The sequence below is a fragment of the Sphingobium sp. VMM genome, from assembly GCF_056790315.1.
Genome location: NZ_JBXGSI010000014.1, coordinates 111,354 through 134,338, shown reverse-complemented (window position 1 = coordinate 134,338; position 22,985 = coordinate 111,354). Strand labels below are relative to the sequence as shown.

Sequence of the window (22,985 nt, the reverse complement as noted above, 5' to 3'; positions counted from 1 at the left end):
GTCTATGCCCGACTGACGCGGGATCGCAAGTGAGGCCGATCACGCCCCGAACACGCATTTGTTGCACCATGTGACGCGCCGTTACACTTTGCGACAAAACTGTCTTTGCCTTGCCAGATTTTTGCGACAAGTGCGGCCTAAACGAGATCCTGTCAGGGTCCAGATTAGGGGTAAATTTCCGTGCGCCAGACGACGTCGCTGCTGCTGTTTTCACTGATGCTGGGCGCGGCGCCCGACGCGCTGATGGCGCAGGAGGCCGAGCAGAAGGGGCCGCCGGCCCAGATGGACGAGGGCGACGAGATCGTCGTGACCGGCGCGGTCCAGCGCGGCGCGGTGCCCGGCGACATCAAGCCCGAACAGCAATTGTCGCCCGCCGATGTCCGGGCGCTGGGCGTCACGTCAATTTCCGAAATCATCACCGAATTGTCGCCGCAGACCAATGGCACGCCGGTCATCCTGCTGAACGGCAAGCGCATTTCCAGCTTCTCGGAAATTTCCGACCTGCCATCCGAAGCGGTGTCGCGGGTCGACATCCTGCCCGAGGAAGTGGCCCTGTCCTATGGCTATGCGCCGACGCAGAAGGTGGTGAACATCGTCCTGCGCCAGCGTTTCCGCGCGACCACGGTCGACCTGCGCGGTGGCACGACCACCGATGGCGGACGCGAAAATGGCCAGGGCGAAGTGGGCGTGCTGCGCATCCGGGGCGACAATCGGCTGACGCTGAACGTCAAATATAGCCGGGCCGACAATCTGCTGGAGAGCGAGCGCGGCATCAATGCCGCGGCGCCCAGCATGCCTTATTCGCTAGCCGGCAATATCACCGCGATCGACCGCGGAGCAGAGATCGACCCCGCCCTGTCGGCCGCCGCCGGCCAGAGTGTGACGGTCGCCAGCGTGCCCGGCAGCGCCGCCAATGGCGCCCCCGGCCTCAATGATTTCGTCGCCGGCGCGAACCAGACCAGCGTCAGCAATCTCAGCAAATATCGCACGCTCAGCCCCGCGACCGAAAATTTCTCCGCCAACGCGACCTTGGCGCGCGCGTTAGGCGGCGTATCGGCGACGATCAACGGCCGGCTGGAACTGTCCGACAATGATTCGCTCCAGGGCCTGTCGGCGGCCGCCCTCACCCTGCCCGGCGGCAATCCCTTCTCCGCCTTTGGCGACGATGTCCGCCTCTATCGCTATCTGGAGCAGGCCGGCGCGCTGGGGCAGAAGATTCGCGGCACCACCGGCCATGTCGGCGTCACGCTGAACGGCCGGCTGGGCGGCACATGGCAATGGTCGTTCACCGGCAATGGCGACATTTCCGACACTCGCACCCGCACCGATCGCGGCGTCGACACGGGCGGCATCCAGGCCGCGCTCGATGCCGAATCGGCCAGCGTCAATCCCTATGGCGCCTTCACCGCCGACCTGCTGCAATCGCGCCTGACCGACCGCGCCCGGTCGCAATCGCGCGCGATCGGCGGCGACCTGCTGGTCAGCGGATCGCTGCTGACCCTGCCGGCCGGCAATGTCATGACGTCGGTGCGAGTCGGTGGATCGGCCAATGGCTTTGAAAGCAATTCGGTGCGGTCAGGCGTGGAACGCGGCCTGGACTATAATCGCGAGATTGCGAGCGGGCAGGTCAGTTTCGACATACCGCTGACCAGCCGGTCCAAGGGCTTCCTGGGCGCGATCGGCGATGTCGGCGTCAACATGAACGCCGGGGCGCAGCATCTGTCGGATTTCGGCACGCTGTCGACGCTGGGCTATGGCCTGCGCTGGCGGCCGGTGCCGGCGGTGCAGTTGCTGGTGTCGGCCAATCAGGACAAGTCGGCGCCGACCGGCACGCAGATCAACGATCCGGTGATTTCGACGCCCAACGTGTCGGTGTTCGACTATGCCACCGGCCAGACCGTGTTCGTCACGCAATTTTCTGGCGGCAACCCGGACCTGCGATCCAGCACGCGCGACCAGTTCCGCATCAACGCCCGGATCAAGCCGTTCGAGAAACCGAACCTGACGCTGACGGCAACCTATCTCAACAGCCGGACCAGTAACCCGATTTCCGCTTTCCCGACGCCAACGCCGGCGATCGAAAATGCCTTCCCGCAGCGCTTCATGCGCGACGAGGATGGCCAGTTGCTGAGCATCGACGGGCGGCCGATCAACTATCTGCGCTCGCAAAGCGAGCAGCTGCGCTGGGGCTTCGACCTATCCATCTCATTGAAGTCGCACATCCAGAAGGTGATCGAGGCGTGGCGCGCGGCTGGCGCCAAGCCCGAGGATCGGCCCAAGGAATTGCAAGACATGCGCGCCGCCTTCGGCAATCGTGGCCCGCGCGACGGCGCGGAGGGCAATCGCGAGGGCGGTCCGCCGCGCGGCGAGGGCAATGACGGCGCGCCCCGCGGCGACGGCGACAACAACCAGCGCGGCAATGATGGCCCCGGTGGCCAGAATGGTGGCCAGGGTGGCGGCGACAATGCGCAGGGCGGTGGCGATGGTCCGCGCGGGCCCGGCGGTCCGGGTGGTCCGGGCGGCGGCTTTGGCGGTCCGGGCGGTTTCCGTGGCCCCGGCGCCGGCCAGGCCGGCGGGCGGCTGACCTTCAGCCTCTATCATACCTGGCACCTGACCGAGAGCATCCTGATCGCGCCGGGCGTGCCCGAACTCAACCTGCTCGACGGCGATGCGGTCGGCTCATCGGGCGGGCAGCCCCGCCACGAGCTGAAGGCGCGGGTCGGCTATGTGAACAATGGCATTGGCGGCCGGCTGGGCGTCGACTGGGAAAGCGGCACCCATGTCGATGGCGCCTTGGGCGGCAGTTCGCGGCTGGACTTTGCCAGCCTGGCGACCGCCAATCTGCGCCTGTTCGCCAATTTCGGCCAGATGCCCAGCCTGGTGAAGGCCCATCCCTTCCTGCGCGGCGCGCGCGTGTCGATCGGCATCGACAATATCTTCAACACCCGCCGCGACGTCACCGACGCGACCGGGGCAACCCCGGTCCGCTATCAGCCGGGCTATCTCGACCCGCTCGGCCGGACTGTGTCGGTAAGCTTCCGCAAGCTGTTCTTCTGAAAGGTCGGCCGGCCGGACGATGTCCGGCCGGTCGCCTGTGTCGCTATCCGGCCAGCGCGCGCGCCTGCGGGCGAAGCAGGGCAAGGTCGATCGGGGCGGCGAATTCTACCCCCATGCGGTCCTCGCGCGACCAGCGGGTGGTCGCGTCGACGCTCTGCCCCTCCGACAGGTCGATCGCGAACTGCGTGCCTTCCGGCACATTCCACAGCCCCTCGATCATCGCGCCGGTGGCGGAGATGTTGCGGATGCGGCCATTATAGACATGGCCGTCATGATGGACGGCGACCGTGCGCAGCATCGCCTTGCGCTCGGGCCGGCTCGACTGGAAACCTTCGGACCGGGCGGAGACGCCATTGGCGCGCTGGCCTTCCAGCACCTGCGCCGCGGGCATCGGCCGGCCATAGATATAGCCCTGGATATGGCTGCACCCCAGTTGCCGGATCAGGTCCAGCTCGTCGCGGGTCTCGGCCCCTTCCGCGGTCGTATCCATGCCCAGCGCCTCGGCCAGGCTGACGATCGCCTTGATGATCGCGCTGTTGCGGCTGCCCCGGATCGCGGCGCCGCGCACGAAGCTCTGGTCGATCTTGATCTTGTCGAACGGCGCCTTCTTCAGATAGCCGAGCGACGAATAGCCGGTGCCGAAATCGTCGAGCGCCAGCCGCACGCCCAGCCCCTTGAGCCGGGTGAACATGGCGTCGGTGCCGTCATTGTCGTTCAGGAACACGCTTTCGGTGATTTCCAGCTCCAGTCGTTCGGGCGCCAGTTGCGCGCTGGCCAGGGCCTGCATCACGGTGGTCGGGAAACCGGGATTGGCGAACTGCATCGCCGAGACATTGACCGCAACGCGGATACCCGCGTCCCACTGGGCCGCGTCCCGACAGGCGGTGCGCATCACCCATTCGCCGATCGGCGCGATCAGGCCGCTATCCTCCGCAATGGGGACGAACAATGCCGGCGAGATGGCGCCGCGCACCGGATGATCCCAGCGCAGCAGCGCCTCATAGCCGGTGATGCGCTCGGTCGTCGAACTGACGATCGGCTGATAGACAAGGTGCAGGCCGTCCGCCGTCAGCGCATGGCGCAGATCCTGTTCGAGCTGGCGGCGATCCTCCGCATCGGCATGCATGTCGGCTGAATAAAAGCGATAGACACCGCGCCCATCGCCCTTCGCCTTGTAGAGGGCGAGGTCGGCATTGCGGATCAGGGCATCGGCGGTGACGCCATCTTCGGGGCAGAAGGAAATGCCGATCGACACGCCGATGACCACGCCCGTGCCCTCGATCGAATAGGGTTGCGACAGGGCGCTGATGATCGCCTGAGCCAGCAGGCCGAGCCGGTTGCGGTCATGGCGGCCATGCACCAGCACCTTGAACTCGTCGCCGCCCTGGCGCCCGACCAGCCCCTGATTGCCGACCACGCGCTGGAGCCGCTGGCTGACCTGGCGCAGCAGCGCATCGCCGGCCGGATGGCCGAGCGTGTCGTTGACGCTCTTGAACCGGTCGAGGTCGAGCATCATCAGCGCGCATTCGCCCTGTTTGCCGCGCGAACCCAGCACCGCCTGCTCCAGCGCCTGCAGCATCTGCACGCGGTTGGCGAGGCCGGTCAGCGAATCATATTGGGCCAGGCGCGTCACTTCCGCCTGGCTGCGGCGCATTTCGGTCAGGTCGGTGCCGGATCCGCGGAAACCGTGGAACTGGCCATATTCGTTGAACACCGGTTCGCCCGAGATCGACCACCAGCGTTCCTCGCGGGCGATCGCAGCCCGCACCGCAATGTCGGCAAAGCCGGTCCGGGCGGAGAGGTGGAAGCCGAGCGTCCGCTCGCCATCGCCCTGTTGCCGGTCACCCTGCTGGATGATGTCGGTCAGCGACCGGCCGATCAGGCTGCCCGCTTCCACGCCCAGCGGTTCGGCCAGGGTGGCGGAGATATAGGTGATGTGGCCGTGGCGATCGGTTTCCCAGAACCAGCCGCGGCCGGACTGTTCATATTCCTCCAGCAACCGGTCGGAGCGCTGCGCCTTGAGATCCTGCCGATGCTGTTCGATCGCGCGCTCGCGATCCGCCGCCGCCTGCCGCAGGGTAGCGATCGCCATCACCGCCAGGCAGCTGGCCAGCAGCCCCAGATGCACCATGCCCGCATGAGCGATGCCGGCCACCAGCAGCGCCCCCATGAAATAGCTCAGCCCCAGCAGGCGCCGGTCGCCGACGATGCAGACCGCCAGCAGCGCGATCGCCATTTCCGGCACGGCGGACGGCATCGCCACGCCATTGCCCTGCGCCAGCCACAGGCTGAAGATCAGTCCCGAGCAGAAGAGTGCGGGCAGCATCAGCCAATTCTGGACATGGGGGCGCAGATTGCGGAACAGCGCCCAACGCGGCACCAGCATCAGCAAGCCGTCGATCAGCACCACGCCGCACAGCAGGGCGCCATGTTCCGGCCGGGTGAAGGAAAGCATGCCGAGCAGCGCCGCAACGCACAGCTTGGCCAGCAGCATCAGCGGCCACAGGGCGGCAACATGGGTGAAGCTGCGCGACAGCCAGTTGGCGGCGACTTCCGTGCCGCTTTCGGCCAGACCCAGCGAAACCAGCAGGCTCGCGGTCCTAGCCGGCGCATCAGTATCTGTTTTGCGGACAATAGCCATGCCGATCGTCTAACCGACAAAGCTTGAGAAGCGATTACCCGCCGGGTCCGGGAGATTCCCTGATATTCAGCGATCTCCCGGCAAGACCGGTCAGACGCGCATCGGCATCAGAACGTAAAGCGCCGGGCTGCGATCATTTTCGCGGATCAGCGTCGGCGCGGCCGCATCGGCCAGGTGCAGTTCGACGATGTCGGTGTCGATCTGGCCAAGGATGTCGAGCAGATAACGGGCGTTGAAGCCGATATCGAAGCCTTCGCCCTGGAACGCGCCGGGCACTTCTTCGGCCGCCGTGCCATTTTCCGGGCTGGTGACCGACAGGGTGATCTTGTCCTTGTCGAGGCTCATCTTGACCGCGCGGGTCTTTTCGGTGGCGATGGTCGCAACGCGGTCCACGCCTTCCTCGAAGCTGCGCGGGTCGATCTTGAGCAGCTTGTCGTTCGCGGTCGGAATGACGCGGCTATAATCGGGGAAGGTGCCGTCGATCAGCTTGCTGGTCAGGATCGCGCTGCCCAGGCCAAAGCGGATCTTGCTGGCCGACAGGCTGACCTGCACCGAACCCTCGACCTCGTCGAGCAGCTTGCGCAGTTCGGCGATGCACTTGCGGGGGATGATGATGCCCGGCATGCCGTCGGCGCCGTCGGGACGCGGCACGGTGACGCGGGCCAGACGGTGACCGTCGGTCGCGGCGGCCTTGAGTACCGGCGATCCTTCGTCCGAGACGTGGAAATAGATGCCGTTCAGATAATAGCGCGTCTCTTCGGTCGAGATGGCGAAGCGCGTCTTGTCAATGATCTGCTTGAGCGTTTCGGCCGGCAGTTCGAAGCTGGTCGGCAGGTCGCCCTCGGCAATCACCGGGAAGTCGTCACGCGGCAGGGTCGACAGGTTGAAGCGGGCGCGGCCGGCCTGGATCAGCATCTTGCCGTCGGCAGCCTGCAGCGACACCTGGCTGCCTTCGGGCAGCTTGCGGGCGATGTCGAACAGCGTGTGGGCGGAAATGGTGGTGGCGCCGGCCTGTTCGACCTGGGCCGACACGCTTTCCACGACCTGCAGGTCGAGATCGGTCGCCATCAGCTTGATCGCGCCATCCGCCGATGCCTCGATCAGCACGTTGGACAGGATCGGAATCGTGTTGCGCCGCTCGACCACCGACTGGACGTGGCTGAGGCTCTTGAGGAGCGTTGCGCGTTCGATGGTGGCCTTCATGTCCCTGTTCTGTCCGTTCTTTTTGCGTCGATGGCGAGGATTCGGTCGAATCCCGGCGGCAATGATGGATGGTCCTTCATAACCGCTATGTCGGCGGCGGCAAGCACCTCGACGCGCTTTCGAAACGAAGCCGGGCTTGCAAATGACGATGGCTTGCGCTTTGCCCGGACCATGCGCCGCCTGCCCGCCCTGCTGATCCCGCTCGTCATCCTCGCCAGTCCGGCCATGGCGCGCGATTCGCTTGGCATTTTCGAAAGCTGGGGCGCGTTTCGCGATCCCGGCGCCGGCCAGAACGGCCCGCGCTGCTACGCCATCGCCATGCCGGTGCCGCGCCGCGCGGGCGATGCGCCCAAGGGTTTTGCCGCCGTCGGCACCTGGCCGCGCCAGCATGTCCGCGGTCAGGTCCATTTCCGCCTCAGCCGCCCGCGCGCCGCCAATGCGCGGGTCTCGCTCAGCGTCGGCGACCGCCGTTTCGCGCTGGTCGCGGGCCAGGCCGATGCCTGGGCCGCCAATCCGCAGGACGATGCCGCGATCATCGCCGCGATGCGCTCCGCCAGCAGCATGAGCGTGCAGTCGACATCGGCCAAGGGCGGCGCCTTTGCCGACAGCTATGCGCTGCGCGGCGCGGCCACGGCGATCGACGCGGCAGCGCTGGGGTGCGCCCGTTTACGCTGATTGCAACGCCACTTTAAAAATCCGGCAAAATCGACTATGTGCGCGGCCATGCATTCCGCCGCCAATCCCATCATGCCGATTCCCGGCCTTATCGACCCTGTGCCCGTGCCCCGCGCGGTGACGCCCCGTGAGGACGGGCGCGTCGACATGCTGGGCCTGACCCGCGCCCAGATGAAGGGCGTGCTGGAAGAAGCCGGACTCGATCAGAAGGCCGCCAAGCTGCGGTCCAAGCAGCTGTTTCATTGGCTCTATCATCGCGGCGAAACCGATTTCGAGAAGATGACCGACCTGGCCAAGCCGATGCGGCTGTGGATGGCGGAACGCTTCATCGTCGGCCGGCCGCAGGTGGTGGAGGCGCAGGTGTCGAACGACGGCACCCGCAAATGGCTGCTCCGTTCGGACGATGGCCAGGATTATGAGATGGTCTTCATCCCCGATGCGGATCGCGGCACCTTGTGCGTGTCGAGCCAGGTCGGCTGCACGCTCAATTGCAGCTTCTGCCACACCGGCACGATGCGACTGGTCCGCAACCTGACGCCGGGCGAGATTGTCGGCCAGGTCATGCTGGCGCGCGATGCGCTGGGCGAATGGCCCAAGGGCAGCATGGCCAGCGCCAATGACGACGAGACGGACGAGGATTCGCAATATACGGCGGACGGCCGCATGCTCACCAACATCGTGATGATGGGCATGGGCGAGCCACTCTATAATTTCGATCATGTCCGCGACGCGCTCAAGCTGGTGATGGACGGCGATGGTCTGGCCCTGTCGAAGCGGCGCATCACCCTGTCGACCAGCGGCGTCGTGCCGATGATGGCACGCGCGGCCGAGGAAATCGGCGTGAACCTGGCGGTCTCGCTCCATGCCGTGACCAAGGAAGTGCGCGACGAGCTGGTGCCGCTCAACCGCAAATATGGCATCGAGGAACTGCTCCAGGCCTGTGCCGATTATCCCAAGGCGAACAATGCCCGGCGCATCACGTTCGAATATGTGATGATCAAGGACAAGAATGACAGCGATGCCGACGCGCATGAGCTGGTCCGCCTGATCCGCAAATATAAGCTGCCGGCCAAGGTCAACCTGATCCCGTTCAACCCCTGGCCGGGCACCGACTATGAATGTTCGAGCCCCGAACGGATCCGCGCGTTCAGCACGATCGTGTTCGAGGGCGGCATTTCCGCGCCGGTGCGCACGCCGCGCGGCCGCGACATCATGGCCGCCTGTGGCCAGCTCAAGTCGGCGAGCGAGAAGAAGAGCAAGGCGGAACTCAAGCGCCTGGCAGAAGAGAAGCAAGCCGCACTCGGATAATCCGGGGACGACTGGCTGCGCGCATGCCGCGCGACGACAAGCCCCGCCCATACCGGCGGGGCTTTTTCTTTTGGGGGAATGAGGATGACCGATGACGAGATCGATATGCTGGGCCGCGGCTTTTGCGCCTGCACTTTGCCCAAGGCGCACTGGACCCACGGCGCCCATTTCGCGACCGCGCTGTGGCTGATCCTGCGCCGGCCCGATATTGACGCCGAAATTGACATGCCCGGCATGATCCGCCGCTACAATGAAAGCGTCGGCGGGGTGAACAGCGACACGAGCGGCTATCATGAGACCATCACCCAGGCCTCGCTGCACATGGCCCGACAGTTACTGACCGGCCTGCCCGCCGATGTGACGCCGGCCGCAGCCTATGCCGCGCTGATGGCGTCGCCGCTGGGCGACAAGGACTGGCCCTTCACCTACTGGACGCGCGAGACGCTGATGAGCCCGGCCGCGCGCCGGGCATGGGTCGCGCCCGATCGGACGCCGCTGCCGGCATAAAAAAAGGGCGGCCCGAACGGACCGCCCTTCCCCATATTCCGATCGAGAGGGATCAGAAACGGAAGCCGATGCCGACGACGCCAGCGTCACGGCCACCGAAATTGTCTTCATACTCGGTGCGCTGATATTCGGCCGAGATGTAAGTGTTCGGGGTCACCGAATATTCCAGGCCACCGCCGTAACGCACGCCTTCCAGCGAGGTGTGGGCGCCAGCGGCTTCGATGCGGCTCGAAGCGTAGCCGACCTTGCCGAACGCCAGGATCTGCGGGGTCACGACATAGCCGAGACGGACCGAAGCGGCGAGGTCGCGGCTGGCGTCGAAGCCCTGGCCGTCGACGGTCGAGTCACCGAACGACACTTCCGGACCGAAGGTCACGCGGTTGGCAACGGCGAGGTCGTAGCCGGCGGTCACGCCGTAGCTGAAACCGTCTTCGCCCTGCGCCTTGTCAAAGCCCATGGTGACGCCAGCGCGCGGACCGGTGAACGGCGCAGCATCCTGAGCGAAAGCGGGGGCCGAAACAGCGGCGGCAGCAGCAATCGCTGCGAAAATCACAGTCTTCATAAAGTCCTCGATATTTATTATGACGCTACGACTTAATTGTTCATCTAGCGTTCAGGTTTGATGCTAGGAAAATATGAAATAGAGTCACACTTCCTCCTGCTTATTCTTCTCCGACACTTCGGAAAGGAACTGCCCCCTCTGCATCATGAGAGCGCAGTGGCCATCTAGGATCGCCAAACTCACTTGCAAAGGGGCAAGGCCTTTATTTCAATCAATTTCAGGGCTTGTGTTGCAAAAGTGTGACAACGCGCCTGCAGCACGACCAACCGCAAAAAGGGGACGGCCCGACAGCCGCCCCCTTCGCGAAAGCCCCGGTTTCCGGGCGATCAGAAGCGCAGGCCGATGCCCGTCACCAACTGGTGGCGCGACACGCCTGCCTCATAATCGGAATAGCGATATTCGCCCTTGAGGAAGAGCTTTTCGGCGATCCGATATTCCAGACCCGCGCCCAGCCGCAGCCCATCGCCATTGTCGCCGCCGCGGATCAGGCCGCCTTCGCCGTCACTGGCTTCATATTCCATCCGCGCATTGCTGTAGCCTGCCTTCACATAGGCGAGCGCCTTGCTGCCGAGCGGCACACCGATCCGCCCGCCGACATACAGGTCGCGATCGGTCTCGCTCTTGCCGCCGGCGACATGCAGGCGGGTGGTGGAATCGGAAATTTCGCCCTCAATGCCCAGGATCAGGCCGCCCAGGGCAAAGTCATAACCGGCATTGAGGCCATAGAGCAGGCCGTCGGCCGATTTGACGCCCTTGGCATCGACCACATCATAGCCGGTGATGATTTCGGCATGGGCACCCGTGAAAGGGGCATAATCCTGCGCAAAGGCAGGCGCCGAAACAAAACATAGAACAGCCGAAGCGATAAAAAACGTGATACTCTTCATATTACCCATCCAATATCTGCGTCGAAGCGCCGAAAATCGTGACAGGCGACCTTGTTTATACTCCCGTTTCGTGGAGGAATTTTATCAATTCAAATTTCTGTACGAAAATTCTTTGAAGTCGACTTCATCAGTCCCTTGCAGGGCCAGCCGTTGATCGCAATCGCACGGCGCGCACCATGGCCATTCGACCAACGACGGGCCTGGCCATGCGAACGACCGCGATGCGGCTGGATATTTCGACGAAAGACAATAGGGTCATGGCCATGGAGCCGCCTTACGCCCCAGGGGACATGGTCCGCCGCCACCGCCTGACCACCCGGCTGTGGCACTGGCTGAACGCGCTGCTGCTCTATATCCTCTTCACCTCCGGCCTTGGCATCTTCAACGCCCATCCCCGCCTCTATTGGGGGCAATATGGCGCCAATTTCGATCATGCCTGGCTGGAGCTGGACCGGTTCCCCGGCTGGATCACCCTGCCCGCTCTCTATAATCTGGCGCTGTCGCGCCACTGGCACCTGACCGCCGCGCCGATCTTCGCCTTCGCGCTGCTTTTCTACATGCTCTGGAGCCTGGCCGACGGCCATATCGCCCGCGACCTGGCCTTTCGCCGGGGCGAACTGGCGCCGCGCCATGTCTGGCAGGACATAAGGGACCATGCCCGGCTGCGCTTCCCCACCGGCGCCGCGGCGCTGCGCTACAATGTGCTGCAGAAGGCGAGCTATATCGCCGTCATCTTCATCGCCCTGCCGCTGCTGATCCTGACCGGCCTTACCATGTCGCCCGGCATGAACGCCGCCTGGCCCTGGCTGGTCGACCTGTTCGGCGGGCGCCAGTCGGCCCGGTCGATCCATTTCCTGACCGCCTTCGCGCTGGCCGCCTTCTTCCTGGTCCATATGCTGATGGTGCTGCTGGCCGGCCCGGTGAACGAGATCGGATCGATGATCACCGGCCGCTATCGCCTGCCTAAGGACCGGCCATGATCCTGACCCGCCGCACCCTGCTGCTGGGCGCGACCGCGACGCTGGCGGGATGCGACCGGATCGCGCGCCAGCCGCTGGCCCGCGACATCCTCTTTTCCGCCGACAATTTCCATTCATGGGCGCAGCGCACAATCATGGCGCGCGACGCACTGGCACAGGAATTCCGACCGGAGCAGATTTCGCCCATCTTCCGCGCGAACGGCACCGCCAATCCCAACACCCCGGCCTACAAGGCGCTGTGGCGCAGCGGCTTTGCCGACTGGCGGCTGCGCGTCGACGGACTGGTCGCCCGGCCCCTGTCGCTTTCGCTGTCGCAATTGCACGCCCTGCCCCATCGCGAGCAGATCACCCGCCATGACTGTGTCGAGGGGTGGAGCGCGATCGGCAAATGGCGCGGCGTGCCGTTGAAGCTGCTGCTCGACGGCGCGGGACTGCGCGACCGCGCCCGCTATATCGTCTTCCACTGCGCCGACGACATGGGCGGCGGCACCGCTTATTATGAGAGCATCGACCTGATCGATGCCTTCCATCCCCAGACCATTCTGGCCTTCGCGCTCAACGACCGGCCACTGAGCGTCGCCAATGGCGCGCCGCTACGACTGCGGGTGGAGCGACAGCTTGGTTATAAACAGGCCAAATATCTGATGCGAATCGAGGCGGTCGAGAACCTTCTGTCCATCGGTCGGGGCAAGGGTGGTTTTTGGGAAGACCGCGCCAATTATGATTGGTATGCAGGTATTTGACGGCCGCGTAACGAGAAGGACCAGCCTGCTCCATGAAGATTTTCGACCGCGTTCTGAGACGTCTTGTCACCAAGGGTCAGTTGACCGTTTTCTATGCCGATGGCCGTAGCGTTACCGTCGGTTCGCCCGATCCCGACCTGCCCCCGCTGGCGCTGCGCTTCCTCGACAAGCGCGTGCCCCTCGACATCGTCAAGGATCCGCGCCTGGGCATGGCCGAGGCCTATATCGATGGCCGGGTGGCGATCGAAGGCGGCGGCATCATGGAGTTCGTGTCCATGATCCGCCAGAACAACGCATGGGAAAATGGCAAGTCGATCGACGCCAAGGGGCCGGTGCAGCGCGCGCTGAAGACGGTACGCCGCAAGCTGTGGAAGGCCAATCATCGCAGCCGATCCAAGGCCAATGTCGCCCATCATTATGACCTGTCGGGCGCGCTCTACGCCCTCTTCCTCGACCGTGACCGGCAATATAGCTGCGCCTATTTCCCCGATGCGGAGAATGAGGCCGGGATCAGCCTGGAGCAGGCGCAGGAAGACAAGAAGGCGCATATCGCCGCCAAGCTCTACCTGAAGCCGGGCATGAAGGTGCTGGACATTGGCTGCGGCTGGGGCGGCATGGCGCTGTACCTGCACAAGCATTTCGGTGTCGACGTCACCGGCATCACCCTGTCGGAAGAGCAGTTGAAGGTCGCGCGCCAGCGGGCGATCGATGCCGGGGTCGCCGACCATGTCCGGTTCGAACTGATCGACTATCGCGACATTGAAGGGCCGTTCGACCGGATCGTGTCGGTCGGCATGTTCGAACATGTCGGCACCGCCGACTATCGCGTCTTCTACAACAAGTGCCGCGACCTGCTGACGCCGGACGGCGTGATGCTGATCCACACCATCGGCCGGGTCGATGGCCCCGGCATCACCGATACCTTCACCACCAAATATATCTTCCCCGGCGGCTATATCCCCGCTTTGTCGGAAATGGTGGCGGGCAGCGAAGGCACGCGGCTGATGATCACCGACGTGGAAGTGCTGCGCATCCATTATGGCCTGACCATCCGCGACTGGTACAAACGGACCATGGCGCACAAGGCGGATATCGTCGCCCTCTATGACGAGCGCTTCTTCCGCCTGTGGACCTTCTATCTGGCGGGCGCGGCGACCGTGTTCGAACATGGGTCGATGGTCAATTTCCAGGTCCAATATGTGCGCGACCGCCGCGCGCTGCCGATCACCCGCGACTATATGATCGAGGCAGAGACCGCGCTGCGCGGGCGCTGAAACACCACCGCGCACCGATGATGCGAGGCAGAATTGCGACCGTCCGGGCGGGCTGAACAAAGCCTGTCAGCCCCGTTCCCGGACGGTTCAGTGACCGGACTCCATTCTCCTCCCCACGTCCCCGCGCTGCCCCGGCAGCCGGGCCGGACAGAGGAGAAGCAAGATGAAATTCCTGTGGAAAAGCGCCGCGATGCTGGGCCTGGCCATGGCCGGCATCGCCGCCACCAGCGCGCCTGCCCAGGCGCAGCATTATCGCAGCGACGGCTGGCGCGGCGATCGTGACGGCCGCTGGGACGACCACCGTCGCTGGCGCGGCGACCGGCGCCATTGGGACAATCGCCGCTGGGACGACCACCGTCGCTGGCGCGGCGACCGGCGCTATTATGACGGACGACGCGGCTATCATCGCTCCGCCTATCGCCAGCGCTGCTGGGACGAATGGCGCTATAATGCCTATCGCGACCGTCGGGTCCGGGTGCGCATCTGTCGCTGATCTCGCCTGAGCAAATCCATATCGCGGCCCGCCCCGATTGAACCCGAGGGCGGGTTGCGGCATTTCTGTGCCCATGAGCGATCCTACACCCGTCATCCAGAGCCTGTTGTCGGGCCTGCCGATCCTGCTTCTCCACCTCGCCTGCGCCACCCTGGTCTGGGCGGCCGCCATGGCAGTCTATATGTGGATAACCCCGCACGACGAGTTCAAGCTGATCCGCGCCGGCAATGAGGCGGCCGCCATTTCGCTGGGCGGCGCCTCCGTCGGCCTCGCCGTGCCACTGGCCTTCTGCCTCGCCGGATCGGTGAATGTCTGGGATGTCGTCATCTGGGGCAGCGTCACGCTGGTGCTGCAACTCATCGCCTTTCGCCTGGTCGACCTGTTGCTGGGATCGCTGTCAGGCCGGATCGAGGCGAATGAGCGTTCCGCCGCGATCTTCCTGGCAATGATGAAGGCTGCGGTCGCCTGCCTGACGGCTGCGGCCGTGGCGGGCTGACGCGATGGGGCGTGGGGGCTGTGGCTGCCTGCCCTGGCTGCTCGGCCTGATCCTGCTGCTCGCCTGGCTGGGCGAGATGCAGGCACCGTCCTTGCAGGTCGAACAATATGATCCCCGCTCGCCCCGCCGCCCGCTACCGCGCGGGGGCGAGGAACAATATATTATCGAGGATCGGCCCGGCGGCCCGGCGGACGCCATGGGCACGGCCTTTGCCGTCGATCGCAACGGCGTGTGGATGACCGCCGAACATGTCACCCATGGCTGTTCGCGCGTCGGGCTGGAACAGCGCGGCCGCGCGCTGGAGGTGCCGCGCGTCATCGAAAGCCGGGAATCGGATGCCGCGATCATCCCGCGCGGCCCCCGCAGCCCCGCCGCCCTGCCGCTGCGCAGCGGGGCGCCCTCGCCCGGCTCCACCGGCTATCATATGGGCTTTCCCGCCGGCGAACCGACATTGGTCCTGTCCGAACTGATCGGCCGGGCCGAAGCCCGGCGCGGCAGCAGCGGCATCGACCAGCCGGTGCTGGTCTGGGCCGAGCGTGGCCGCCTGCCCGAGGGCGACGGCACCCTGTCGGGGATCAGCGGCGGCCCGGTCTTCTCCACCGATGGCCGGGTGGTCGGCATCAACAGCGCATCGACCGACCGGCGCGGCCGCATCCTGACCGTGGCGCCCGACGCGATGATGCGCCTGACCGCCGCCAGCCGCGCCGTTGGCGACCAGCCGGTCGCCTATCCCTTTGCCGGGCTGACCGACGCGCAGGAACGTTTCGCCAACTGGCTGGACGATGGCGTCATCCGCCGCATCTTCTGCGATGTCGATGACGGGCGCGGCGGTTGACGCCTGCGGGCAGGAAAGAGTAGGCGCTGCGCAGCATTTTCAGGGAAATTGAGATCATGAGCGACACGCCCCCCGACCATCTGTCCACCAACCCGCGCAGCCCCCATTTCGACATGGAGGTGCTGCAGCGCGGCATCGGCATCCGTTTCAAGGGCCGTGAGCGCAAGGATGTGGAAGAATATTCGATTTCCGAGGGCTGGATTCGCGTCGCCGCCGGCAAGACCCGCGACCGTCACGGCAACCCGCTGACCATCAAGCTGTCGGGTGAGGTCGAGGCCTGGTTCGAAAACCCGGCCGAAGGCGCCGAGGGCGACAAGGCCGCCGACGCCGAATAAGCAGACAAGGCCGGTCCCCGCTCGATCGCGGGGGCCGGTCAGTTCATCAGGGATTCGCGCTTCACGTCGGCGATGACGTCGCCCAGCGAGCGATCCGACGGGCTGTTGTCCGCATATTCGATGATGAACGGGTCCGCCTCGATACGGGGCGCCGCCTTGCGCCGGGGCGCAGCAGGCTTGGGCGAAACCGCCGCCACCATAGCATGCGTCTGGACCGACGCCATCCGTGTCGCCGCCCTGGGCAGCGGCGCAAGCTCCGCACCATCCTCACCATCGCCTGTGTCGGCCGCGGCGCTGGCATAGCGAAGGCTGCTGCCCAGCGCCGGATCGGGCGTGAAGGGATGCAGTTTCGCCTTGGCCGGATAGATGAAGCCGAAGGTCGGGTTGATGCGGGCGCCCATCTGCCCGGTCGGGCTGTGCCAGACGCGCACCTGGCTCCAGTCGCCGGCGTCCGACACGTCGATCGCCAGCACATCCTCCTCGATCGCACCGGGCGACGACCAGTTGGCGTGGCGGATCAGCACGCGGCGATCATCCAATATTCGGCTGACCACGGCGACATGGCCGAGGGTCATCGGCCCGACGGGCCGGAAGGCGAGCACCGCGCCCTTTTTGGGGATGGTACCGCGCTTGTAATGATCCTGTGCCTGGTCCCACCAGGTCAGCGCATCACCATAGATTTCCACGCCCGACACGATGCGCGCATAAGGAACGCACTGCAGCGCCGTGGCGCCCAGCACGGGCGCCGCCGTCAGGCCGGACAGCAAAGCCATCCAGCGGACATATCGAAACATTTAATGCGACCTCTAAGCGTCGAGTATCGCCCCACCGCGATCGACCCTAGAGCCCCATCCGTAAGGATTGGGTTAACGGCTCAGAAAGCACCCTTGGCGCTGTCGCTGCCGGCGGTGGCGCGATCGGCCAGGGCGATCTGGACCGGCTGATCGATTTCCGGCTTGTCGGCATAGATGAAGCCGTTGGTCGGGTTCGAACGCAGGCCAACTTCGCCGATCGGGCCATACCATACGCGCACGTCGGTCCAGTCATTGTTGGGCGACACGTCGATGGCGCGGACATTGCGCTCGACACCGCCACGATAGGACCAGTTGGCGTGGGTCAGCAGCACTTCGCGATCATTGACGATCTTGCTGACCATGGCGACATGGCCGACCGGCATGGCGCGGCTGGACGCGAAGGACAGGACGGCGCCGACGCGGGGCTCATGGCCACGGTCGTAGCGACCGGCGGCCTGGTTCCACCAGGTGTTGGCATTGCCGAAAATCTCGATGCCCGAAACTTCGCGGGCGAAGGGCGCGCATTGCAGGACACCGGCGGTGGCGGGAACGGCAGAGAAGGCACCGAGCGCAAGCATGGCGGCTGCGAACAGCGCGCGAAAACCACCGATCATTCCTTGCGACCCCCGACTTGTAGGTAGGTATAATCCCCGATGACCTCCTTAGGGCAGACGCCGTTCGTCTTGAAAACCGCCGAGCGATGAGTCGTTGCTGCGATGCGTCATGCTGCGGAACGAAAAACATGTCCGGCCGTTACATGGAGCCGGGTCGCACCGTTCAACTCATTGAAAAGACTATCTTCAGTGCCGGTCATCCAGACCTGGCCGCCAGTTTCACGCAATCGGTCGAACAGCGCAGCTCGTCGCGACGGGTCGAGATGCGCCGCCACTTCGTCGAGCAGAAGCACCGGCGGCTGGCCACGATCAGCCGACACCAGAGCCGCATGGGCCAGCAGGATCGAAAGCAGCAGCGCCTTCTGCTCGCCGGTCGAACAAAGCGCCGCCGCCTGATTCTTGGCGATGTGGATGACATCCAGATCATGACGATGCGGCCCCGACAGGGTGCGGCCGGCCGCGGCATCGCGTCGCCGCTCGCGGGCAAGCCGCTGGCCGAGCGCTTCGTCGCTGGCGCCATCCTCTTGCGCGATTCGGATGAGGGGCCGGGCAAAGGGTTCGTCGGGCTGATCGACCAATTGCCGGTTGAGGCGCGCGACCAGATCGGCGCGGGCGGCCGCGAGCGCCGTGCCATGCTCGTCCATCTGCGCCTCCAGCGCGCCGATCCACGCCGGGTCCGCCCGGCGCAGATCGGTCAGCAGCCGGTTGCGCGCGCGCATCGCCGCTTCATAGCGGGCGCTGTGCGCGGCATGGCCGGGATGAAGCGCCAGGGTGAGGCGATCGAGGAAGCGCCGGCGGCCGCCGGGGCTGTCGAGGAACAGCCGGTCCATCGCCGGCGTCAGCCAGACGATCGAGAGATGATCGGCCAGCGCATTGGCGGACGAGGCGACCCCGCCGATCCGCACCTGCCGCCGGTCGAGCGCATCCGCGCTGACGCCGGTGCCGAGCACCACGCCATCCACCTCCGCCGCGATGCCGAAGCTGCCGCCGCCATCCTGCCGCGCCATCGCCCGCAGTGCCGCGCCGCGCAGCCCCCGGCCGGGCGCCAGCATCGATACCGCTTCCAATATGTTGGTCTTGCCCGCGCCATTGTCGCCGGTCAGCAGGACGAACGGCTGGTCGGGCACGATCAGCGCGTCCGCATGGTTGCGGAAATCACTCAGGGTGAGGCGGCCGATCATCGCGCCGCTGTAGCGAGGACTGCGCGCCGGGGGAAGCGGTTCAGGCCGCCGGGGTGCAGCGCTTGCGTACGATCGCCGTGCCGTCATTGGTGATGGTAAGCTGCTGTCCATCGGTCGAGGGACGCAGCATCAGGGTCCGGGTCCAGCTTTCGCCCTCCCCCGTGAAATTGGCAACGACCGCCAGCCGCCCCTCCCCTTCGCGCGTGACGCGCTGCACTGTGCCGACGCTTTCGTGGAAGATCAGGCTGGCCGCGGTCAGTTCCAGCGCCTGGGCCGCCGCCCGGTCGCCGCAGCGTTCCTTGGTGCCGGTCCAGCGTCCCTGCAGCGCGATCGGGATCGCATTGGCGTGGAGCGCGTCGCCCTTGGCCACCGGCAGGTCGGGCGCAGGCTCTACCGGGGTGATGGCATTGGCGCCGGGCGGGACATCGCGCGTGCTGGGCAAGGCCTGGTCCAGGATGTTGGTGACCATGCCGGACTGATTCTGTTCCTTGCTGCCGCAACCGGCGAGCAGCAGCAGCGGAAGGGCGAGGAGGAAATGGTTACGCATGCGATGCCAACCCGGCAGGGCGGCATCGGGTTCCCCCAACCCTCGCGTGACCGGCTATCGCGGCCATGCTATCACCACAGAGACAATCGAGGAGGGATGCCATGCCGGTCCTGGGAATGGGCGGACTTTTCTTTCGCGCGCGTGATCCGCAGGCGCTGTCCGCCTGGTATCGCACCCATCTGGGCGTCGGCGGCGGATGCAGCGCCGATCCCGACATTCCGGCGGTCAACGAATATGTCTGGCAGACGCTGGGCGGGCCGATGGTCTTTTCGCCGTTCAAGCAGGACAGCGACTATTTCGCCGCCGACAAGAGCTTCATGATCAATCTGCGCGTGTCCAATCTCGACGGGCTGCTGGCGGACTTGCGCGCGGCGGACGTTGAGGCCATCACCAAGCCCGAATGGGATCATCCCGATGTCGGGCGCTTTGCCCGCATCCATGATCCCGAGGGCAATGCCATCGAATTGTGGGAACCGCCCACCCCCGCCGCCTGACCGACCCATGGGAGCTAGATTATGAAGAGCGCGAAGATCATCCTGGCCCTGGCGGCCGCAGCCCTGGGCACGCAGGGCAGCATGGCGGCACTGGCGGTGGGCGCCAAGGCGCCGGAATTCACCACCCGCGGCGCGCTGGCCGGCAAGACCTTCACCGTCACCCTGTCGCACCAGTTGAAGCGCGGGCCGGTGGTCCTCTATTTCTTCCCCAAGGCCTTCACGCCGGGCTGTTCGGCCGAAGCGCGCGAGTTCGCGGAGAATATCGACAAGTTCAAGGCGGCAGGCGCCACCGTGATCGGCATGTCGGCCGATCCGGTCGATGATCTGGTCGCCTTCTCCACCAAGGAATGCGCCGGCAAGTTCGCGGTCGCCTCGGCCGGGCCGAACATCGTGTCGGGCTATGATGTCGCGCTCAAGATGCGGCCGGGCATGACCGACCGCACCTCCTATGTCATCGCGCCCAGCGGCCGCATCGCCTTCGTCCATAGCGAGATGAGCTATGCCGGCCATGTGAAGAGCACGCTGGCTGCCGTCGAGGCGATGAAGCAGAAATAAGGCGCAACGGCGAAGGGGTGGCGGTCACCCCTTCACATATTTGTCGAACCAGCCGATCGTTTCGGACCAGGCGGCCTTTGCCGCTGCTTCATTATAGCTGGGCCGATAATCGGCCATGAAACCATGGTCGGCGCCGGCATGGACCGTGATCGCATCGGGCGGCGACTTGCCCGCCGCCTGGAGCGCCGCGCGCATCGCTTCGACATCGGCCTGGGGTATGCCCTTGTCCAGCTCGCCATATTGGCCGAGCACCGGCGCCTTGAGCTGCCCCACCTCCTCGATCACCGACAGGGTCTGGAGGTCGTTCTTCTGGGTCACGAGCCGGCCATAGAAGGCGACGCCGGCGTCGAGCGCGGCACTGTGCGCGGCATAGAGCCAGACCACCCGGCCACCCCAGCAGAAACCGGTGATGCCGCGCCGTGACGCGTCGCCGCCATGGGCGCCGGCAAAGGCATAGGTGGCATCGATGTCGGACAGGACCTGCGCGTCGGGCGCCTTGCTCACGATTTCCGCCACCAGTTGCTTGAAGTCGCTGACCTTAGTCGCGTCGCCATGGCGGGCGAACAGATCCGGCGCGACGGCATGATAGCCCGCTTTTGCGAAGCGCCGGCACATGTCGCGCACCCATTCATGGACGCCGAAAATCTCATGCACGACGACGATCACCGGCGCCTTCTGCTTGCCCGCCGGCCGGGCGACGAAGCCGGGCATGGCGAAACCGTCGCTGGTCGGGATCGAGACGGCTTCCTCCACCAGCCCGTCGGCCGGGGTCTGGATGGTGCTGGCCGCGACCGGCTGGCAGGCGGCGGCAAAACCGGCGGCAAAGGCGCCGCTGGCGAGGATGTGACGCCGGCTGAGCCCGGTCGAGGCGATCCAGTTGCGATCCTCCGCCAGCCGCTCGACGGGGGACGGCACATCATCGCGATCGGTGGTCATCGGCGCTCTCCTGCTGTGGACGGGCGCAGACTAGCCCAAGCCCACGGTCGCGCAAGCCGACGGGACAATCCCATGACGCCATCGCCGCCATCGCCGCTTCGATCGGCCCAATTTTAGGCGAGACACAGGAAATATGGCAGCTTGTCCGCAGCTTGTGGCGGACTTGATTTCGATCAGCATGATTTTTCGGAACATCGCTGCGCCGGCCCAAGTCGAGCGCAGGCGGGTTACGATGCCCGTTAGGAGAGTGTGAGATGGCAAACCAGAACCAGAATCCCGGTCAGCAGGGCGGTCAGCCCGGCAAGCCCGACCAGCAGAACCAACAGGATGAACAGCGTCGCCAGCAGGGCGGCGGCCAGCAGGAACGCCGCGACAATCAGGATCGCGAGCAGCGCTGATCCCTTCATGCATCCCATAGCATGAGCTGGGGCCGTCCCGCCGGGGCGGCCCTTTTTTTTGGGGCGTCAGACATGCTGAAACGGCGCCCCATGCCTGAACATCGCGCCATCGCGCTTGGCATCGCCATCCCGGCAGGATAGCGCCTGCGCCATGATTGCCCCCGCCCATCCGCGCCGCACCGCCGCCATCGCCTTCATCCTGGTGACGGCGCTGCTCGACGTCATGTCGATGGGCATCGTCATTCCGGTGCTGCCGCAGTTGATCGAAACATTGTCCGGCTCCAGCAGCAGCGCGGGCCTGTGGAATGGCCTGTTCGTCGCGCTCTGGGCGGCGATGCAGTTTCTCTTCTCGCCGGTGATCGGTTCGCTGTCCGATCGCTTCGGGCGCCGGCCGGTGATCCTGATCTCGGTCGCGGGGCTGGCGCTCGACTATGTGCTGATGGCGGTGGCGCCCAATCTCTGGTGGCTGGCGCTGGGCCGTATCCTCGCCGGCATCACCTCGTCCAGCTTCACCTCCACCTTCGCCTATATGGCCGACATCACCCCGCCCGAGGGCCGGGCGCGCGGCTATGGCCTGATCGGCGCAGCGTTCAGCGCGGGCTTCGTCGCCGGGCCGCTACTGGGCGGGGTGCTGGGCGAGATCTCGCACCGCGCCCCCTTCTGGGCGGCGGCCGGCCTGTCCGGCCTCGCCTTCCTCTATGGCCTCGTCGTGCTGCCCGAATCGCTCGCTCCGGAAAAGCGCATGGCCTTCAGTTGGCGCCGTGCCAATCCTTTCGGCGCGCTGCAATTGCTGCGCTCGCACCCCGAATTGTCGAGCCTCGCGATCGTCAATTTCCTCCTCTATTTCGCCCATCATCTCTTCTCGGCCGTGTTCGTCCTCTATGCCGGCGACCGCTATGGCTGGGGCGCCTGGCAGGTCGGCACCCTGCTGGCGATGGTCGGCTTGCTCGACATGGCAGTGCAGGGCCTGCTGGTCGGCCCGGTGGTGAAGCGGCTGGGCGACCGGACGACGATGGTCGTGGGCCTTGGCTTCGGCGCGGTCGGCATCGCCGCCATGGGCCTGGCGCCCACCGGCTGGCTGTTCGTCGCGGCCATGTTCCCCAATGCGCTCTGGGGCCTCGCCATGCCGACCATCCAGTCGCTGATGACGCAGCGCGTCTCCGAAAGCGAACAGGGCCAGTTGCAGGGCGCCAACAACAGTGTCGGCGCGATCGCCGGCATCGTCTCCCCGCTCTTCTTCGGCGCGGTCTATTCCGCCTCGGTCGGTGCCCGCCCGATCCTGCCCTTCATCGGCAGCGCCTTCCTGATCGCGGCGCTCGTCCTCGCCGGCGCCGCCCTGCTCGGCCGCGCAGCGGGACGCAAACAGGATGGTCCTGCGCCGGCCTAGAGCATTCTGAAGTCGGCTGGAACAGCCGACGACTCGCAGAATGCGGCGAACAAAAGGAAATCAGAGCATCATCCGATTTACCC

The 22,985-nt window shown here is 65.5% G+C and carries 24 protein-coding genes; 14 read left to right on the top strand and 10 right to left on the bottom strand.

Features of this window, described 5'->3' with window-relative positions:
* Positions 1–180: 180 nt before the first annotated feature.
* Positions 181–3,057, top strand: coding sequence for a TonB-dependent receptor (locus ACUCV3_RS18180; protein ID WP_279776319.1), 2,877 nt, complete (start codon positions 181–183; stop codon positions 3,055–3,057).
* A 43-nt stretch (positions 3,058–3,100) separates the two neighbouring features.
* On the opposite strand, the gene ACUCV3_RS18175 is transcribed toward ACUCV3_RS18180, so the two are convergent.
* A complete protein-coding gene (locus tag ACUCV3_RS18175) occupies positions 3,101–5,698 on the bottom strand; it encodes an EAL domain-containing protein (RefSeq protein WP_004209884.1) in 2,598 nt (865 codons plus the stop codon).
* A 90-nt stretch (positions 5,699–5,788) separates the two neighbouring features.
* On the bottom strand, positions 5,789–6,901 hold the full coding sequence (dnaN, locus tag ACUCV3_RS18170) for a DNA polymerase III subunit beta (RefSeq protein WP_004209883.1): 1,113 nt from the start codon (positions 6,899–6,901) through the stop codon (positions 5,789–5,791).
* A gap of 171 nt (positions 6,902–7,072) precedes the next feature.
* Between dnaN and ACUCV3_RS18165 the strand changes: the two genes are divergently transcribed.
* The 3 genes from ACUCV3_RS18165 to ACUCV3_RS18155 all read left to right on the top strand — a co-directional run bounded on the left by ACUCV3_RS18165 (position 7,073) and on the right by ACUCV3_RS18155 (position 9,391).
* The gene (locus tag ACUCV3_RS18165) at positions 7,073–7,576 is read left to right on the top strand and encodes a hypothetical protein (protein WP_026108758.1); all 504 of its coding nucleotides are present in this window, start codon (positions 7,073–7,075) and stop codon (positions 7,574–7,576) included.
* Positions 7,577–7,624: 48 nt separating this feature from the next.
* On the top strand, positions 7,625–8,884 hold the full coding sequence (gene rlmN / locus ACUCV3_RS18160; RefSeq protein WP_004209881.1) for a dual-specificity RNA methyltransferase RlmN: 1,260 nt from the start codon (positions 7,625–7,627) through the stop codon (positions 8,882–8,884).
* An 84-nt stretch (positions 8,885–8,968) separates the two neighbouring features.
* Positions 8,969–9,391 (top strand): hypothetical protein, encoded by a 423-nt coding sequence (locus ACUCV3_RS18155; RefSeq protein WP_279730585.1) that lies wholly within the window; start codon positions 8,969–8,971, stop codon positions 9,389–9,391.
* A gap of 52 nt (positions 9,392–9,443) precedes the next feature.
* Here the strand turns inward: ACUCV3_RS18155 and ACUCV3_RS18150 are convergent, their stop codons facing one another.
* The gene (locus ACUCV3_RS18150) at positions 9,444–9,953 is read right to left on the bottom strand and encodes an outer membrane protein (RefSeq protein WP_004209879.1); all 510 of its coding nucleotides are present in this window, start codon (positions 9,951–9,953) and stop codon (positions 9,444–9,446) included.
* 326 nt (positions 9,954–10,279) lie between these two features.
* A complete protein-coding gene (locus ACUCV3_RS18145) occupies positions 10,280–10,840 on the bottom strand; it encodes an outer membrane protein (RefSeq protein WP_037507272.1) in 561 nt (186 codons plus the stop codon).
* Positions 10,841–11,103: 263 nt separating this feature from the next.
* Between ACUCV3_RS18145 and ACUCV3_RS18140 the strand changes: the two genes are divergently transcribed.
* From ACUCV3_RS18140 to ACUCV3_RS18110, 7 genes are all read left to right on the top strand, one after another.
* A complete protein-coding gene (locus ACUCV3_RS18140; protein WP_279776322.1) occupies positions 11,104–11,820 on the top strand; it encodes a cytochrome b/b6 domain-containing protein in 717 nt (238 codons plus the stop codon).
* Positions 11,817–12,563, top strand: a complete 747-nt coding sequence (locus tag ACUCV3_RS18135; protein WP_279730582.1) for a molybdopterin-binding protein — start codon at positions 11,817–11,819, stop codon at positions 12,561–12,563. Before ACUCV3_RS18140 ends, ACUCV3_RS18135 begins: the two co-directional genes overlap by 4 nt.
* 32 nt (positions 12,564–12,595) lie before the next feature.
* Positions 12,596–13,837 (top strand): SAM-dependent methyltransferase, encoded by a 1,242-nt coding sequence (locus tag ACUCV3_RS18130; RefSeq protein ID WP_004209872.1) that lies wholly within the window; start codon positions 12,596–12,598, stop codon positions 13,835–13,837.
* Positions 13,838–14,000: 163 nt separating this feature from the next.
* Complete coding sequence (locus ACUCV3_RS18125) at positions 14,001–14,330, top strand: hypothetical protein (protein WP_482240951.1); 330 nt, start codon at positions 14,001–14,003, stop codon at positions 14,328–14,330.
* Positions 14,331–14,403: 73 nt separating this feature from the next.
* A complete protein-coding gene (locus ACUCV3_RS18120) occupies positions 14,404–14,826 on the top strand; it encodes a DUF350 domain-containing protein (protein ID WP_004209870.1) in 423 nt (140 codons plus the stop codon).
* 4 nt (positions 14,827–14,830) lie between these two features.
* Positions 14,831–15,661: a S1 family peptidase gene (locus ACUCV3_RS18115; protein ID WP_279730580.1), complete on the top strand. Its 831-nt coding sequence runs from the start codon at positions 14,831–14,833 to the stop codon at positions 15,659–15,661.
* Between the two features lie 56 nt (positions 15,662–15,717).
* Positions 15,718–15,996: a DUF3297 family protein gene (locus tag ACUCV3_RS18110; protein ID WP_004209867.1), complete on the top strand. Its 279-nt coding sequence runs from the start codon at positions 15,718–15,720 to the stop codon at positions 15,994–15,996.
* A 38-nt stretch (positions 15,997–16,034) separates the two neighbouring features.
* On the opposite strand, the gene ACUCV3_RS18105 is transcribed toward ACUCV3_RS18110, so the two are convergent.
* The 4 genes from ACUCV3_RS18105 to ACUCV3_RS18090 all read right to left on the bottom strand — a co-directional run bounded on the left by ACUCV3_RS18105 (position 16,035) and on the right by ACUCV3_RS18090 (position 19,132).
* Positions 16,035–16,790, bottom strand: coding sequence for a CHAP domain-containing protein (locus tag ACUCV3_RS18105; protein WP_279730579.1), 756 nt, complete (start codon positions 16,788–16,790; stop codon positions 16,035–16,037).
* Between the two features lie 80 nt (positions 16,791–16,870).
* Positions 16,871–17,404, bottom strand: a complete 534-nt coding sequence (locus ACUCV3_RS18100; RefSeq protein ID WP_482240950.1) for a CHAP domain-containing protein — start codon at positions 17,402–17,404, stop codon at positions 16,871–16,873.
* A 107-nt stretch (positions 17,405–17,511) separates the two neighbouring features.
* Positions 17,512–18,585 (bottom strand): DNA replication/repair protein RecF, encoded by a 1,074-nt coding sequence (gene recF / locus ACUCV3_RS18095; protein ID WP_279730578.1) that lies wholly within the window; start codon positions 18,583–18,585, stop codon positions 17,512–17,514.
* Positions 18,586–18,625: 40 nt separating this feature from the next.
* Complete coding sequence (locus ACUCV3_RS18090; RefSeq protein WP_237235369.1) at positions 18,626–19,132, bottom strand: hypothetical protein; 507 nt, start codon at positions 19,130–19,132, stop codon at positions 18,626–18,628.
* Between the two features lie 101 nt (positions 19,133–19,233).
* Here ACUCV3_RS18090 and ACUCV3_RS18085 point away from each other — a divergent pair, with 101 nt between their 5' ends.
* Both ACUCV3_RS18085 and ACUCV3_RS18080 read left to right on the top strand, forming a co-directional pair.
* Positions 19,234–19,626 (top strand): VOC family protein, encoded by a 393-nt coding sequence (locus tag ACUCV3_RS18085; protein ID WP_278391983.1) that lies wholly within the window; start codon positions 19,234–19,236, stop codon positions 19,624–19,626.
* A 21-nt stretch (positions 19,627–19,647) separates the two neighbouring features.
* Entirely contained in the window at positions 19,648–20,181 is a 534-nt protein-coding gene (locus tag ACUCV3_RS18080) for a peroxiredoxin (RefSeq protein ID WP_004209859.1), read from the top strand.
* A 24-nt stretch (positions 20,182–20,205) separates the two neighbouring features.
* Here the strand turns inward: ACUCV3_RS18080 and ACUCV3_RS18075 are convergent, their stop codons facing one another.
* Together ACUCV3_RS18075 and ACUCV3_RS18070 are read right to left on the bottom strand one after the other, a co-directional pair.
* Positions 20,206–21,117: a dienelactone hydrolase family protein gene (locus ACUCV3_RS18075; RefSeq protein WP_279730573.1), complete on the bottom strand. Its 912-nt coding sequence runs from the start codon at positions 21,115–21,117 to the stop codon at positions 20,206–20,208.
* 239 nt (positions 21,118–21,356) lie between these two features.
* Positions 21,357–21,524, bottom strand: coding sequence for a hypothetical protein (locus tag ACUCV3_RS18070; protein ID WP_010336493.1), 168 nt, complete (start codon positions 21,522–21,524; stop codon positions 21,357–21,359).
* Between the two features lie 142 nt (positions 21,525–21,666).
* Between ACUCV3_RS18070 and ACUCV3_RS18065 the strand changes: the two genes are divergently transcribed.
* Complete coding sequence (locus tag ACUCV3_RS18065; protein ID WP_279730572.1) at positions 21,667–22,902, top strand: TCR/Tet family MFS transporter; 1,236 nt, start codon at positions 21,667–21,669, stop codon at positions 22,900–22,902.
* Positions 22,903–22,985: the final 83 nt, after the last annotated feature.

Bases quoted from the DNA above. Each gene is read 5' to 3' on its own strand.
- ACUCV3_RS18140 (WP_279776322.1), top strand. From the start codon at position 11,104: ATGGAGCCGCCTTACGCCCCAGGGGACATGGTCCGCCGCCACCGCCTG.
- ACUCV3_RS18175 (WP_004209884.1), bottom strand. From the start codon at position 5,698: ATGGCTATTGTCCGCAAAACAGATACTGATGCGCCGGCTAGGACCGCG.
- dnaN (WP_004209883.1), bottom strand. From the start codon at position 6,901: ATGAAGGCCACCATCGAACGCGCAACGCTCCTCAAGAGCCTCAGCCAC.
- ACUCV3_RS18120 (WP_004209870.1), top strand. From the start codon at position 14,404: ATGAGCGATCCTACACCCGTCATCCAGAGCCTGTTGTCGGGCCTGCCG.
- ACUCV3_RS18115 (WP_279730580.1), top strand. From the start codon at position 14,831: ATGGGGCGTGGGGGCTGTGGCTGCCTGCCCTGGCTGCTCGGCCTGATC.
- recF (WP_279730578.1), bottom strand. From the start codon at position 18,585: ATGATCGGCCGCCTCACCCTGAGTGATTTCCGCAACCATGCGGACGCG.
- ACUCV3_RS18090 (WP_237235369.1), bottom strand. From the start codon at position 19,132: ATGCGTAACCATTTCCTCCTCGCCCTTCCGCTGCTGCTGCTCGCCGGT.
- ACUCV3_RS18150 (WP_004209879.1), bottom strand. From the start codon at position 9,953: ATGAAGACTGTGATTTTCGCAGCGATTGCTGCTGCCGCCGCTGTTTCG.
- ACUCV3_RS18110 (WP_004209867.1), top strand. From the start codon at position 15,718: ATGAGCGACACGCCCCCCGACCATCTGTCCACCAACCCGCGCAGCCCC.
- ACUCV3_RS18155 (WP_279730585.1), top strand. From the start codon at position 8,969: ATGACCGATGACGAGATCGATATGCTGGGCCGCGGCTTTTGCGCCTGC.
- rlmN (WP_004209881.1), top strand. From the start codon at position 7,625: ATGCATTCCGCCGCCAATCCCATCATGCCGATTCCCGGCCTTATCGAC.
- ACUCV3_RS18145 (WP_037507272.1), bottom strand. From the start codon at position 10,840: ATGAAGAGTATCACGTTTTTTATCGCTTCGGCTGTTCTATGTTTTGTT.
- ACUCV3_RS18075 (WP_279730573.1), bottom strand. From the start codon at position 21,117: ATGACCACCGATCGCGATGATGTGCCGTCCCCCGTCGAGCGGCTGGCG.
- ACUCV3_RS18165 (WP_026108758.1), top strand. From the start codon at position 7,073: ATGCGCCGCCTGCCCGCCCTGCTGATCCCGCTCGTCATCCTCGCCAGT.
- ACUCV3_RS18085 (WP_278391983.1), top strand. From the start codon at position 19,234: ATGCCGGTCCTGGGAATGGGCGGACTTTTCTTTCGCGCGCGTGATCCG.
- ACUCV3_RS18070 (WP_010336493.1), bottom strand. From the start codon at position 21,524: ATGAAGGGATCAGCGCTGCTCGCGATCCTGATTGTCGCGGCGTTCCTG.
- ACUCV3_RS18100 (WP_482240950.1), bottom strand. From the start codon at position 17,404: ATGATCGGTGGTTTTCGCGCGCTGTTCGCAGCCGCCATGCTTGCGCTC.
- ACUCV3_RS18135 (WP_279730582.1), top strand. From the start codon at position 11,817: ATGATCCTGACCCGCCGCACCCTGCTGCTGGGCGCGACCGCGACGCTG.
- ACUCV3_RS18130 (WP_004209872.1), top strand. From the start codon at position 12,596: ATGAAGATTTTCGACCGCGTTCTGAGACGTCTTGTCACCAAGGGTCAG.
- ACUCV3_RS18080 (WP_004209859.1), top strand. From the start codon at position 19,648: ATGAAGAGCGCGAAGATCATCCTGGCCCTGGCGGCCGCAGCCCTGGGC.
- ACUCV3_RS18125 (WP_482240951.1), top strand. From the start codon at position 14,001: ATGAAATTCCTGTGGAAAAGCGCCGCGATGCTGGGCCTGGCCATGGCC.
- ACUCV3_RS18105 (WP_279730579.1), bottom strand. From the start codon at position 16,790: ATGTTTCGATATGTCCGCTGGATGGCTTTGCTGTCCGGCCTGACGGCG.
- ACUCV3_RS18065 (WP_279730572.1), top strand. From the start codon at position 21,667: ATGATTGCCCCCGCCCATCCGCGCCGCACCGCCGCCATCGCCTTCATC.